Annotated in this window: 12 protein-coding genes; 11 read left to right on the top strand and 1 reads right to left on the bottom strand. The window is 41.4% G+C overall.

The features are described 5' to 3' along the window. Window position 1: 1 nt before the first annotated feature. From KZC02_RS12680 to KZC02_RS12665, 4 genes are all read left to right on the top strand, one after another. On the top strand, window positions 2–1,048 hold the full coding sequence (locus KZC02_RS12680) for an efflux RND transporter periplasmic adaptor subunit (RefSeq protein ID WP_221394431.1): 1,047 nt from the start codon (window positions 2–4) through the stop codon (window positions 1,046–1,048). Between the two features lie 177 nt (window positions 1,049–1,225). Then, window positions 1,226–4,291, top strand: a complete 3,066-nt coding sequence (locus KZC02_RS12675) for an efflux RND transporter permease subunit (RefSeq protein WP_221394430.1) — start codon at window positions 1,226–1,228, stop codon at window positions 4,289–4,291. 154 nt (window positions 4,292–4,445) lie between these two features. Beyond that, the gene (locus tag KZC02_RS12670; protein ID WP_221394429.1) at window positions 4,446–4,676 is read left to right on the top strand and encodes a hypothetical protein; all 231 of its coding nucleotides are present in this window, start codon (window positions 4,446–4,448) and stop codon (window positions 4,674–4,676) included. Next, on the top strand, window positions 4,663–5,085 hold the full coding sequence (locus KZC02_RS12665) for an HNH endonuclease (RefSeq protein WP_221394428.1): 423 nt from the start codon (window positions 4,663–4,665) through the stop codon (window positions 5,083–5,085). The genes KZC02_RS12670 and KZC02_RS12665 overlap by 14 nt, the downstream gene beginning before the upstream one ends. A gap of 52 nt (window positions 5,086–5,137) precedes the next feature. Here KZC02_RS12665 and KZC02_RS12660 read toward each other — a convergent pair whose 3' ends face one another. Then, window positions 5,138–5,851: an RDD family protein gene (locus tag KZC02_RS12660; RefSeq protein WP_221394427.1), complete on the bottom strand. Its 714-nt coding sequence runs from the start codon at window positions 5,849–5,851 to the stop codon at window positions 5,138–5,140. Between the two features lie 95 nt (window positions 5,852–5,946). Between KZC02_RS12660 and KZC02_RS12655 the strand changes: the two genes are divergently transcribed. From KZC02_RS12655 to KZC02_RS12625, 7 genes are all read left to right on the top strand, one after another. Beyond that, window positions 5,947–6,912 carry a stage II sporulation protein M gene (locus tag KZC02_RS12655; RefSeq protein ID WP_221394426.1) on the top strand — a complete coding sequence of 322 codons (966 nt, stop codon included), beginning with the start codon at window positions 5,947–5,949 and terminating at the stop codon, window positions 6,910–6,912. 45 nt (window positions 6,913–6,957) lie between these two features. After that, a complete protein-coding gene (locus KZC02_RS12650; protein ID WP_221394425.1) occupies window positions 6,958–7,839 on the top strand; it encodes a hypothetical protein in 882 nt (293 codons plus the stop codon). Beyond that, window positions 7,784–8,626, top strand: coding sequence for a DUF4129 domain-containing protein (locus KZC02_RS12645; protein ID WP_221394424.1), 843 nt, complete (start codon window positions 7,784–7,786; stop codon window positions 8,624–8,626). The genes KZC02_RS12650 and KZC02_RS12645 overlap by 56 nt, the downstream gene beginning before the upstream one ends. A 50-nt stretch (window positions 8,627–8,676) precedes the next feature. Continuing rightward, window positions 8,677–9,867: a DUF4350 domain-containing protein gene (locus tag KZC02_RS12640; protein WP_221394423.1), complete on the top strand. Its 1,191-nt coding sequence runs from the start codon at window positions 8,677–8,679 to the stop codon at window positions 9,865–9,867. Window positions 9,868–10,394: 527 nt separating this feature from the next. Beyond that, window positions 10,395–11,366, top strand: coding sequence for a MoxR family ATPase (locus tag KZC02_RS12635; RefSeq protein ID WP_221394422.1), 972 nt, complete (start codon window positions 10,395–10,397; stop codon window positions 11,364–11,366). Between the two features lie 62 nt (window positions 11,367–11,428). Next, entirely contained in the window at window positions 11,429–12,664 is a 1,236-nt protein-coding gene (locus KZC02_RS12630; protein WP_310590435.1) for a DUF58 domain-containing protein, read from the top strand. Between the two features lie 211 nt (window positions 12,665–12,875). Next, window positions 12,876–14,225: a neutral/alkaline non-lysosomal ceramidase N-terminal domain-containing protein gene (locus tag KZC02_RS12625; protein ID WP_221394421.1), complete on the top strand. Its 1,350-nt coding sequence runs from the start codon at window positions 12,876–12,878 to the stop codon at window positions 14,223–14,225. The last annotated feature ends 80 nt before the right edge of the window (window positions 14,226–14,305 follow it).

Below are 14,305 nucleotides of genomic sequence, written 5' to 3'. Positions count from 1 at the left end.
TATGAAAACTATAATACAAATTTCTTTTTTAGCCTTCATGTCGTTGCTTTCCAGCTGTGGTGAAAAAGAGAAAAAACAGGATAACGGAGTTGTGGACGAAACGGTAATTCCGGTAAAAATTTCCAGAGTACAGGAAGCATTCCGTGCAGAACCTATTCGCGTGGCCGGTACCGTAGCATCGGCAGAAGAGGCGCGTTTGTCTTTTAAAATCGGTGGAATTGTTTCCCATGTATATGTAAAAGAAGGCCAGGCGGTTCGTAAGGGCCAGCTTTTAGCTATGCTGGACATGACGGAAATTAATGCGCAGGTCAATCAGGCCGCATTTGCATCGGAAAAATCCGAACGGGATATGCAGCGTGTTAAAAACATGCTGAACGATACGGCAGCCACTTTGGAACAAGTACAAAACGCTACGACCGGTTATGATGTATCACAGCAAAATCTTAAAATCGCGAGGTTCAATCAGTCTTATGCAAAAATTATTTCACCGATTGACGGTACAGTTACACGTAAACAAATCAACGAAGGGGAATTTACCAGCGCCGGAACTGCTGCTTTGATCCTTGCTTCCAATAGCCGGAACGATTGGGTGGTACGTGTAGGAATATCGGATAAAGACTGGGCAAGAGTGAAATTGGGCGATCATGCGTCGGTTCTGCTGGATGCTTATCCGGAAGAAACTTTCAAAGGAACAATTACGAATCTTGCTCAATCTGCTGATCCGGTCAGCAAGCTTTATCAGATTGAGATCAGAATTGATCCGGCCGGGAAACGTTTCGCAACAGGGCTTTTTGCCAAAGCAGAATTAACACCATCGCAAAGCCGGAAGTATAAAGTGATTCCGATAGAAGCGGTAATTGAGGGAAACGGCAATAAGGGTTTTGTATTTGTAAACAACAATGGAAAAGCAAAACGCATGGCAATTTCTATTGGTTATCTGGATGGGAATAAGGTGCTGGTCACAAATGGCCTGGAGAACGTGAGCGAGGTAATCACCAGCGGTTCAGCATTTCTGACTGATTCGTCGGCTTTGACGATTAAAAATTGAATAAATAAAGAATTGTCTGGTTCCAAGAGAAGTCAAGTCTAGGCGACCCCGTCTTGGCAATCCCGTCTGGGTGACCCCGTCTTGGCGACCCCTTCTGGGCGACCCCGACTTTAAGACTTGACTTCTCTGAGGTGCTGCGTTTTTAATTATAAGTCACTATTAATTCTTAATTCAAAAATGAATTTGTCAGAATTTTCCGTTAAGAACTGGCAGTTTATGCTGGTCATGTTTATAGGGGTTGTGGCCTTGGGATTGAATTCCCTTTTTAATATGCCAAGAGGTGAAGATCCTGAATTTTTTGCGCCTTCATTTGCTGTTGTCTATGTATATCCCGGAACGGATGCACTTGATATGGAAGAGCTTGTGGTGGATAAAGTAGAGAAACGCTTCACTGCTTTGGAAAATGTAAACAATATCAAAACCAATGTAGACGATGGGTTGGCTGTTGTGGTAATTGAATATGATTACAGTGAAGATCCGGACGAAAAATACCAGGAGCTGGTCCGGGAAGTGGGAGCATTGGCCGCAGAACTTCCAAAAGATATTTTCAGGACAGAAATTCGCCGTTTTTCGCCAACAGATGTCAATATTGTACAGGTTGCACTGGTTTCCGAAACAGCTTCTAATAAAGAACTGAGTGATAGGGCAGACGATCTGAAAGATGAGCTTTCTAAGATAAAAAGCCTTAAAAGTGTTGAAAACTGGGGTTATCCTGCAAAAACGGTTCGGATATCGTTAAATCTGGAAAAAATGGCTTTGGAAGGTGTTCCGGTCAATCAGGTAATTCAGGCATTACAAGCTGAGAATTATAATATTCCTGGTGGAAGCATTCAGGCAGGAGTACGCAAATTTAATGTGAAAACATCCGGCGATTATACATCACTTCCCGAAATAAAAAATACTATTGTAGCCAGCACAGGTTTTAGCACATCATCGCAAAAGATCATATATCTGGCGGATATCGCTACTGTTGACTATGATGAAGCAGAAGAATCGCATATTACCAGATTAAACGGACACCGCTGTGTGCTTGTGACTGCGGCTCAAAAGGAAGGGCAGAATATTGAACAGGTTGGCAAAGTACTGAATCCGGTTGTTGAGAATTTTAGTAAAACATTACCTTCTCATATTAAATTAATCAAAAGCTTTGACCAGGCCGAAAGTGTGAGTAAACGGCTTAGCCGGTTTTCCAAAGATTTCGCCATTGCTATTTTCCTGGTATCGCTTACGTTGCTTCCGCTTGGTTTCAGGGCTGCATTGGTGGTAATGATCTCTATACCACTTTCCCTTGCAATGGGTTTGGCGGCCATAGATTATCTTGGTTTCAGTATCAATCAGTTAAGTATTGTAGGGTTGATCGTTTCGCTGGGAATACTCGTTGACGACTCCATTGTTGTCGTCGAAAATATCGAGCGATGGATGCGAAACGGGTATCCAAAAAGGGAAGCTGCAGTGAAAGCAACTCAACAGATTACATTGGCAGTTATTGGCTGTACGGTTACGCTGATCCTAGCATTTTTGCCACTTAATTTCCTGCCGGAAGCATCCGGAGATTTTATCAGAAGCTTGCCGGTGGCTGTAAGTGTGACTATTCTGGCATCCATGGTTGTTTCCCTGACCATCGTTCCGTTTCTGAGCAGCAGGTTATTAAAGGAATCACATAATCCGGAAGGAAATATATTTATGCGATCACTGAAAAAAGTTATCAGCGGATCATATAGCAAACTCTTGCATTGGGCGTTACGTCACCCACTTCCAACTCTGGGATTTGCAGTAATTCTGTTTGTGGCATCCCTGAGCCTGACTAAAGTGATCGGTTTTGCCCTTTTCCCGAAATCTGAAAAACCAATGTTCCTGATTTCTGTGGAGACACCTGACGGAACTGCATTATCAGAAACCGATCGTGTAGCAAGATATGTAGAAAGTGAAGTGAAAAAAATACCGGAGATCAGGTACATTACGACCAATGTCGGAAAAGGAAATCCACGGATTTATTATAATGTCATCCAGCGCTCTGATGCGACCAATTATGCAGAGTTTTTTGTACAACTCACCGATATGAAGCCGTCTGAAAAAGAGCAGGTTATAGAAAAGCTGAGAACCAGGTTTGCGCATGTTGTCAATGCTAAAGTTGAAGTGAAGGATTTTGAACAGGGCCCGAATACCGAAGCTCCTATTGCTATCCGGATATTCGGTGAAGATCTGGATCAGTTGCGCAGTGCGGCTGCAGGAGTTGAAAAAACACTAAAAAGCACCGCCGGAACGATCTACGTGAATAATCCGATTGCCACCAGAAAAACGGATATCCGTGTCAAAATAAATAAAGAAAAGGCCAGTATGCTGGGTATATCCGTCGCAGACGTAAACAGGACTATCAGATTGGCTGTAACAGGCCTGAATATTGGTGTCTTTAAAGATGAAAACGGAGATGATTATGCCATCAACCTGACGATGCCAAGAGGTAAAATAGCTGATCAGAATGTACTGAATAATTTGTACGTCAATACGCTCGCAGGTGCATCTGTGCCGCTGAAACAGATTGCGGATCTCCAATTTGAAAGTGCCGTAAGTCAGATCCGCCATTATGACCAGGATCGTTATGTAACCGTTTCTGCTTACGTGAAAAAAGGATTTCTTGTGGATGAAGTATATAACCAGGTTATTGCCAAACTGGACAAATATCAATTTCCGGAGGGATTTACATACAAAGCAGCCGGTGAACTGGAAGCCAGGGAAAAATCTTTTGGAGGATTAGGAACAATTATCCTGATCACGGCATTCGGATTTCTGGGTGTTTTGGTACTGGAATTCGGGACATTCAAAAGCTCACTGATCGTACTTTCTGTTATCCCGCTGGGAATTATCGGTGCCTTATCTGCACTATTTCTGGTAGGCTATCCTTTGTCCTTTGTGGCTATTATCGGGCTGATCGCACTGATTGGTATTGAAGTAAAGAACTCCATTTTATTGGTTGACTTTACCAACCAGTTGAGGGCAGAAGGTGTATCGCTGATTGATGCCATTCAGCAGGCAGGAGAAATCCGTTTCGTGCCCATCGTACTAACATCTTTCACGGCCATTGGTGGCCTGATCCCACTGGCCATAGAAGGTAATCCGTTATATTCCCCGCTTGCCTGGGTATTGATCGGAGGGCTGATCAGCTCCACCTTGCTGTCCCGGATTGTTACACCGGTTTTGTACAAATTACTTCCTCCGAAGGTGGAGGTGGTGACTGTTAAATAGTATGTAAAGATGCGTGTGCCAGGGTATCCGTGGCACGGCTGATTCATATAGCTTTTTACGGAGCTTGGTCGATCAGCCGTGCCACTGGTTAGAAACCATTATCTTTTTATCATTAAAATTTAAAAGTATATTTGATTATTAACAAAGAGTTTTTATGAAAGCATACGACGAACTTATTGATTTTTTGGCCTCTGGGACTACTCCTGAAAGAGTACTTTTATTTAAACCCTCGGAAGAATCATCTTATTTAATCCGTGAATTGATACAAAAAGAAAAAAACGGAGAAATAAACGAGGAAGAACAATCAGAGTTGGATAGTTACTTTCAACTGGAACATTTAATGCGCTTAACAAAGGCACGTGCTCATAATTATGTCCAAAATTAATGAGTATATTCCTGAGGCTATGCGCAGGGAAGTTTCGGGAATTGCGGATCATAAATGTGAATATTGTCTTATCCGGGAAAGTGATACTTATTTTGGCTGCGAAATAGACCATATTATAAGTGTAAAACATGGTGGTAAATCACAAGTTGGAAATCTGGCTTTTGCCTGTATGATTTGTAACAGATTTAAGGGGAGTGATCTGGGGAGTTTAACAGATGAAGGAATATTAGTACGATTCTATAATCCTAGAACAGATGATTGGAAAGAACATTTTAAAATTCAAAGTAATGAAATAATTCCATTAACAAATATCGGTATGGTAACCGTCAGGATCTTCAAGTTTAATGAAATTGCAAGAAAGGTAGAGCGGGAAGCATTACAACTTATTGGGCATTATCCTGTTCAATAAGTCATAAATCTCATATTCAGGTAGAGCCTTGGCCACATATTAAACGTACCAATCATACTTCCGAACTCGCGTAAAAATTATAATCATTAATGATAGTCCATAGGAAAACCGAAGCTGTTTCCAGGCTGTTAATGCCAAGTAAATCTTCCATTTTGTGCATAGTTGTTTCCATCAGTTCTTCATTATTTGTGGCAAGCACTTTACGGATTGTACGGATATCCTTATCTGAAAGCCGAACTACACCAGGATATGCAGGCCGGTAATTGGGATCCAGGTCGGGCGTCATGATATGTTCCAGCCGGATGGTTGGATGCGTCTTGATCACAGCTGTTCCCGCCGCAATATCTCCCAAACGCTGGCCTTTTCCATTAATCACAATTGCGAAAATGGCTACCAGTCCCGAAAACAAACTAACATCAACAATGGATAGCAGCCACCTGAGCAGATAGGAGCTAAGCGTAGCTTTACTCCCGTCAAGCCGGATCACCTTTATTTTAAGTGCCATTTTTCCAACCGTTTGCCCATCCATAAAATATTCACATAGAAGTGGATAAAGCATAATAGGAAGCATCATGGCTCCGGTTGTAATCCAGGGACTGGAAATTCCACTTTTAGCACTGTCTGAAACTGACGTAATTGCAACAACAGCCATTATCCAGACGAAATAAACGGCATAATCCACGAATTGCGCAAGTATACGTTCCCCAACACTGGCGATTTCGTAATCCACACCAACATTTTGTGCTGTTTCTATTTGTAAACTCATTACTTTGCGGAACGTTTGTCTGGCAGAATTTTCATTTATATTGCAGGAAAAATAAGGTAATCCCGCTAACTTTCCAATATCTTCAGACGCCAATTATGAAAGAAGCTGTTTTTGTGAAACGTAACTCGGAACGCTGGCGGTTTTATGAAGAAAATCCGGCCGATGACCCGGATGAACTCACATCCCGATTTATTTCCCTGACTGACGATCTTTCTTACGCCAGAACATTTTACCCGGGTTCTTCGGTTTTGCGCTATCTCAATGGACTTACTTCACAGCTTCATGGCAAATTATACAGTAACCGTCGTGAAGATCAGGGAAGGATCAAAACTTTCTGGCTGTATGAACTACCTTACATTTCCTTTCAGGCGCGGAATAATCTGCTCTGTGCTTTTTTGTTTTTCACAGCGGCTTTTCTGATCGGCAGCGTTTCTGCGGCCCATGACGAAACTTTCGTACGTTTGATATTAGGTGACGGATATGTAAACCAAACATTGGAAAACATCAAAAATGGAGATCCTCTGGCGATCTATAAATCACATTCTGCGGCAGATATGTTTTTGGCTATTACGGTCAATAATATCCGTGTGGCGCTTACAGCTTTCGTATTGGGCGTCCTTTTTTCGGCCGGGACATTATACATTATTATCCAGAACGGTATTATGCTCGGAGCGTTCCAGTATTTCTTTTTTGAAAGAGGGTTACTTATGCAATCAGTATTAAAAATATGGATTCATGGCACACTCGAAATATCTGCCATTGTTATTGCAGGAGCTGCCGGACTGGTCATTGGTAACAGCCTGCTTTTTCCGGGCTCTTTTTCCCGAGTCGAATCATTTAAAAAAGGAGCGAAGCAAGGATTAAAATTAGCAATCGGGCTGGTTCCTGTATTTATTGCAGCCGGGTTTTTAGAAAGTTTTGTTACAAGGCTTACTTTGCCTTTGTGGGTAAGCGTGGCAATTATCAGTATATCAGCTTTTTTTATTATCTGGTATTTTGTGATCTATCCGCAAAGGCTTTATGGTGGAAATTACCAACAAGGAAAATCTGACAATCAATAATTAAACAGGAAAAGTTATCTGTATACATCTATCAATGATACCTTCATGAACAAAACACCTATTGTACTGTTACAGCAGCGGGATTTCGGGCAAAAAATGAATGCCTCTTTTGAGTTTGCTACCCGGAATTTTGGCCCGCTTGTAAAAGCGCTCATTTTTATTGCCGGCCCTTCCGCGCTTCTTTCAGGTATTGCCCAGGGAATGTTTCAGTCCAGAACATTGCCGCTTTTGCAAAATGGAGATGTTTTTAGCAGGTTTGGCATATACCTCACAACGGAATATTTGTTTGTTGCTATTTTTAGCCTGGTTACCTATTTTCTGGCTTATGCCACGGTAAGCGCGTTTATTATTTTGTATGAGGAAAAAGGATCATCAAACGATATACAACCTGGTTTAGTCTGGAATAAAATAATTGAGAATATTTCGGTCAGCATTGGTGCCCAGGTTCTTTCATTTATACTTATTTTAATTGGCACCATGTTCTTTGTTATTCCGGGCATATATCTGGGTGTTTGCTTCCAGTTTTTTATGATGATTACCATTCGGGAAAAATTATCAGTAACAGATTCACTAAAAAGAAGTTATAATCTGATTCAGGGTAAATGGTGGTCTACTTTCGGGCTGATTATCATTATGTCCATCGTTTCCAGTATTGTAGCCATTGTTTTTCAGTTCCCTGTGATGGTTACAACCATCATGAATGCATTAGGTTTGGGGAAAGGAATTACAGATTCAAAAGTATTGATAATTGCAGCAAGTATAATCGCAACTGTAGGTAAAACAGTGGTTGAGGGAATTGTATGGATTGCAGTCGCATTTCAGTATTATAATCTGTTGGAACGTTCCGAAGGTTCGGGTTTGCGTGCTGAAATTGAGACGTTGGGAAGCGGAGATTCCGGTAGGCCTGATGATGAGGATCGTTTTTGAAAAAGTATTTAATCTGATGGGAAAAGGCGGTTTTAATTTAAAAAACAGAAAGATATTTCAGGCTATAATCATACATTCTTATGTACTGATGTTTGTCAGTACAATGAGCTTGTTTCCATTTTCCAGGACTTTTGCACAAAAAGACAGCCTGAAAACTGCTGCAAAAGACAATAGCCATATTGTGCCCCGATATCCTGATGCCAAACATATTGAGGAGCTTCGGAACGACAACGATTATCAGTACAGTGATGATCCGCAGCCTCCCGAAGATCCTGTTGCAAAATGGATGAACTGGTTGTACGGAAAGATCAGCAAACTTTTTTCAGGAAACGCATACGAGAGTTTCTGGCAATATGTTTTCATGGCTGTTGCTGCGGGATTGGTACTTTTTCTGCTGTATAAGGCCAAAGTGCTGGAATATATTTTCCCTTCCAGAAATGTTCAGGATTCTCAGGATTATATCGTTGGGCAGGAGAATATTCATGAATTGAATTTCGAAGAAGCAATAGGCCAGGCATTGGAACGGGGAGATTTTCGCCTCGCAATCCGACTGCAATACCTTAAAATTTTGAAATTGCTCACAACCCGCGAACTGATCCACTGGAAACCTAACCTGACCAATCAGAGCTATGTACAGGAACTGGAAAAATATCCGTACCATACCGATTTTGTCAAAATAACAAGATATTTCGAATTTGCCTGGTACGGTGATTTTCAAATCGAAGAATCCGGCTTTAATGAAATGAAAGATTTTTCAAATGCTTTTCAGGAAAAAATTTCCAACTAACAGCTTCGGGTAATTAACTGTATTAATCGAATATTAAGAAAATAAAAATTATGTTTTTGAGTTTGAACCGGTATTGGTTTTTTTTATTTCTGATGATCCTGGGATATGGATTAGTAGAATATTACCGGCCAAAACCATTAAACTGGCGCGATAGTTATTCCAATAAGGATCATATTCCGTTCGGGACAAAAGCATTATTTGAATTATTGCCGGAAATGATCGGGAATAAAAAGGTTGAAAGTTTAAGGATACCTCCTTATAACCAGCTTTCCAAAGACTCATCAATGGTGAATAAAAGCTCTTATGTGTTTATTCAGGGATCATTTTTTGTAGAGCCGGCTGATGAGAAAGAATTATTAAATTATGCCGGAAAAGGCAATACTATTTTTATTTCAGCATACGATTTTTCCGGAAACCTGCTGCATACACTGGGATTAAAAAACATTGTAGACAAGCCAGCTGCAAAGGATACGGCAAAGGTTTTTAATTTTACTAATCCCAGGATCAGGGATAGAAAAGGATTTCTATTTACGAAGGATGACGGCCGTAATTACCTGAAAATAGAAAAGTCTCAAAATGTGACGGTACTGGCTGTTAATGAAGACAATAAGCCGGTTTTTGTAAAAGCTGATTATGGAAAGGGACAAATCTTTATTCATAATCTTCCTTTGGCGTTCACCAACTATTATGTACTGGATACGATTACTGGCAAACAGGCTTTTCATGCACTTTCCTATTTACCCGCACAGCCTGTTTATTGGGACGAATATCAGAAACAAGGCCGTTTTGGAGAAAATGAAAGGTCTGTCTTCAGGTATATTGTAAGTCAGCCAGGATTAAAAACGGCTTATTTGCTCACATTAATCGGACTGATAGTGTACGCAGTTTTTTCTGGGAAACGAAAACAAAGAGTCATCCCGATAATGGATCCGCCTAAAAATGTTTCGCTGGAATTTGTCAGGACTATTGGGAACATGTATTACCGGAAAGGGAATCACGCAAATCTCGCAGAAAAACTGATACAGCATTTCTGGATTTATATGAGAGAAAGATTTGGGATCACACCTGGCAAATTTGAGGAAAGTGAATTATTAGAACAGGTTTCGGGTAAAAGCGGTTGGTCAAAACAGGAAACTCAGGATTTATTTAATGAAATTTCAGAAGAAGACAATGTTTGGACCAGTCACAGGTTAATGGATCTCAACAAAAAACTGGAAGATTTTTACAACAGAACAAAATGAAAAATAAACCTATTAAAGTTAGCCCAACGGGCTCCTATATCTCAACCCGGGGCATCGCCCTGGGAATGAATAAAAGTTAGCCCAACGGGCTCCTATATCTCAACCGGGGGCATCGCCCTGGAAATGAATAAAAGTTAGCCCAACGGGCTCCTATATCTCAACCGGGGGCATCGCCCTGGAAATGAATAAAAGTTAGCCCAACGGGCTCCTATATTTCAGCCCGGGGTATCGCCCTGGGAATGAATAAAAGTTAGCCCAACGGGCTCCTATATCTCAACCCGGGGCATCGCCCTGGGATTGTATAATAGTTAGCCCAATGGTACTTAATACAGTAACCCGGGGCATCCGCCCTGGGAAAGAATAAAAGTTAGCCCAACGGGCTCCTATATTTCAGCCCGGGGTATCACCCTGGGATTGTATATAAGTTAGCCCAATGATATATAATACAGTAATCCGGGGCTTCATCCTGGGAATGAATAAAAACTCAGTTCGAATTATTACCCCGGACCACGACAACACCAGAACCAATGGAATTTACAAACAGAATAGAACTCAGTGATTTACAGGAAGCAGTAAATAGAATAAAGTCGGAGATAGGCCAGGTTGTTGTAGGTCAGCACCTAACGATAGAGTATATCCTGACTGCACTTTTGGCCGACGGCCATATTCTGCTTGAAGGAGTTCCGGGAGTTGCCAAAACACTGATGGCAAAAGTAATAGCCAAAACGATTGAGGTTGAATTTGGCAGAATCCAGTTTACACCGGATCTGATGCCTTCTGATGTACTGGGAACATCCTTATACAACACAAAAAATACTGAATTCGAGTTTAAAAAAGGGCCGGTTTTTGCCAATATAGTTCTGGTAGATGAAGTAAACCGCGCTCCTGCCAAAACACAATCGGCACTTTTTGAAGTAATGGAAGAGCGGCAGGTAACGGTCGATGGAACTACTTATCCCATGTCTGAGCCATTTCTGATATTAGCAACCCAAAATCCTGTGGAACATGAAGGAACGTACCGTTTGCCGGAAGCGCAACTGGATCGTTTTCTGTTCAAACTGACTGTCGGTTATCCGACGGCAGCAGAGGAAGCTGAAATCCTGAAAGGGCATAATGAGCGTCGAAGGCTAAGAGATGCGGTAGATGAAGTAAAACCTGCCATTACTGCTGACCAGCTGAATGCTTTACGGGATAAAATCCTGATGGTCCATGTGGAAGAGAAATTGCTGGAATACATAGTATCCGTAGTAGGTGCAACACGCGCACATCCGGCGCTGTTTTTAGGTGCATCTCCACGCGCATCCGTTGCGTTGCTTAATAGTTGCAAAGCTTTGGCGGCATTAAGAGGCAGAGATTTTATAACACCTGACGATGTTCAGGAGCTGGCGTATCCGGTTTTACGGCATCGTATAATACTCACTCCCGAGCGTGAAATGGAAGGTTCAACGCCAGATGATCTAATTCGTTTGATTTTAGAAAAAACCGCAGTGCCAAGATAAATTGCAGTAAATGATATTGATGAGTTTAAAAAGCCAATAGCTCAAAGCTAACAGCCAAAAAAATGATAAAATTCTTTCGTTCGCTGTATTTCACCAAGACATTCTGGATAGTCTGGGTCAGTCTGGTCTTGTGCTTTATTCTGGCGTATGTTTTCTTATGGCTGTTACCCATTTTTAATGTATTGCTGATCGTTATATTAATATTGCTTGCTGCGGATACATTTGCTCTGTACAAAGTGAAAGCCGGGATTTTTGCCAGAAGAAGTTCGCCGGACAGGTTATCAAATGGTGATGAAAATCCAATCACCTTATATCTGGAAAACCGGTATTCTTTTAAAGTCCGCCTGGAAATTGTTGATGAAATTCCGCATCAGTTTCAAAGACGTGATATTCTGTTTCATGCAGAAATGGCTCCGGTTTCTGAACAACAGATTCATTATACATTACGTCCGGTACAACGTGGCGAGTATGAATTTGGCCAGGTTAATGTGTTTGCGATTACCCCGCTGAAACTTGTAAAAAGACGTTTTCAGTTTGAAGATAAAAAAGTAACTGCCGTTTATCCTTCGTTTCTTCAAATGCGGCAATATGCCTTACTGGCTGTGGCAAACCGGCTAAGCGAAATTGGGGTAAAGAGAATCCGCAGAGTCGGACATTCGATGGAGTTTGATCAGGTACGTAATTATGTACCAGGAGACGACCGCCGTTCGGTTAACTGGAAAGCCAGTGCGCGCCGGGGCGACATCATGGTAAATGCTTATCAGGATGAAAAACAACAGACAGTCTATTGTCTGATTGACAAGGGCCGCGTTATGCAGTCTCCGTTTGAAGGATTAACATTACTGGATTACGCAATTAATTCCACGCTCGTTATGAGCAACATTGCATTGATCAAAGAAGATAAAGCCGGTTTGATCACTTTTTCGGATACGATGGGCCAGATCGTTGCAGCCGATCGGCGATCAGGGCATCTGCAAAAAATACTGTCAGTACTGTATCGCCAAAAAACGAGATTCCTGGAAACTGATTTTGAGCGGCTGAGTGTAGCAGTCCGCCATCAGGTACGGCAAAGGAGCCTGCTTTTACTTTTTACAAATTTTGAAACACTTGAAGCTTTACAAAGACAGTTACCATACTTGCGGCGATTGGCCAAGGATCATCTTTTAGTCGTGATTTTGTTTGAAAATACGGAAACAAAACATTTAATAGAATCTCCGGCAAAAGACCTGGAACAGGTTTATCTGAAAACAATTGCCCATCGGTTTTTTTATGAAAAGAAAAAATTACAGCAGAATTAAACCGTTACGGAATTCAGTCAATACTGACCGCACCAAAGCAGTTATCGGTTAATACAATCAATAAATATCTTGAGTTAAAAGATCGGGGAGCAATTTAATTTGATTATCTGCGGCGCAGCTTGTCACCGATTTGGATATGGAATTAGATTTAAACCAAGTTTTCCTTTCCTTCTATATCTTTACGGCCTGATTTACCTAAACTCTACGATTGATGAAATTTCTTAAAATTTTATTTAAGTTAATTGGTGTTGTTCTGCTCATTTTGCTGCTCATAATTTCGACTATGATCACAACAATGGATCATACGCCTTATAAAGAAATGCCTTATTACAAACAATGGAAGACAGAAATTGGAAATGTAAAAAGCGATAGTTCAATAGCGGGCGAACTGAAAGCAGGTTGGTCTAAGGTAAATATAACTCCTGCTTCGCCCACACCAATGGCAGGTTACGGCAATAGGCGCGGCAAATCTTATGTCTCAGTACATGATTCTATTTACATAAGAGCCATGGTGATTGATAATGGCGTAACACAGGCAGCTATTATTGCCGCAGATCTCCTTATTATTCCGCCAACCGTGACAAAAATCCTGCAGACACGGCTAACCGAAAAGGAAATTCCATTTGATCAGGTATATTTTGGAGCGACGCATAGCCATAACAGTGTAGGTGGCTGGGGAACCGGCATTTCAGGTTTATTCTTTTCAGGAAAGTATGACCAGGTCACAGTTGACCGTATTGCTGATGCCATTTTCCAGGCTATTGTACAGGCAAAAGCAAAAATTGAGCCAGCTAAGCTTACGTATCTGGAGGCAAAAGATACCATTGACATCCGAAACAGGCTGGTTGGTGATGAAGGTAGTATTGATCCGGAAATCCGGTCCTTGGCTCTTGTAAATAAAAGTGGTGAAAAAGCAGTTTTGAGCTCCTATGCAGCACATTCCACAGTGATGAACTCTAAGAATATGGTTCTGTCGCGTGATTATCCGGGCATATTGATTGATTCTCTGGAAAAAGGACGGTATAATTTTGCCATGTATATGGCTGGTGCGGTAGGTAGTATGGCACCTGTTGAAAAAGGAACGGATGATTTTGATGAAATGAAAAACCAGGCATTCGGTGTACAGCAATCTTTACTTTCTTCTAAAATTATCAGACAGCCTAAAAATGAATTGGTTATAAGGACGTTAACCATTCCTTTGCCGTTAAGAGATCCGTCACCAAGGTTAACGATGGATATTGTATTGCGGTCGTGGGTATTTAAAAAAGCATTTGGAGAATATCCGGTTTTTGTAAAAGCCCTCCGGATCGGGAATATTTTAATGGTAGGTATGCCATGCGATTTTTCGGGGGAACTAGTAGCCGGACTGGATGCTTATGCCAAAACAAAAGGATTGAATCTGATGGTAACGAGCTTCAACGGAGGTTATATTGGCTACATTACGCATGACAAATATTTCGACCGCGACTTGTACGAAACCAAACCTATGAGCTGGTACGGGCCTTATAACGGCGCATATTTACAGGAAGTAATTAAGGATATTATTGATAAAATGGATTAAGGCGCTTTCGGCTTTCGGTGGGTGGGCCGGCAACAGAACCTCAGTTTTTGGGTAGCTTTATCTCTTTGAGTACTTTAATC

Source organism: Dyadobacter sp. NIV53, from assembly GCF_019711195.1.
Classification (GTDB): Bacteria; Bacteroidota; Bacteroidia; order Cytophagales; family Spirosomataceae; genus Dyadobacter.
The sequence above is the reverse complement of the archived record's forward strand: the minus strand, read 5'-3'. Positions and strand labels throughout refer to the sequence as shown.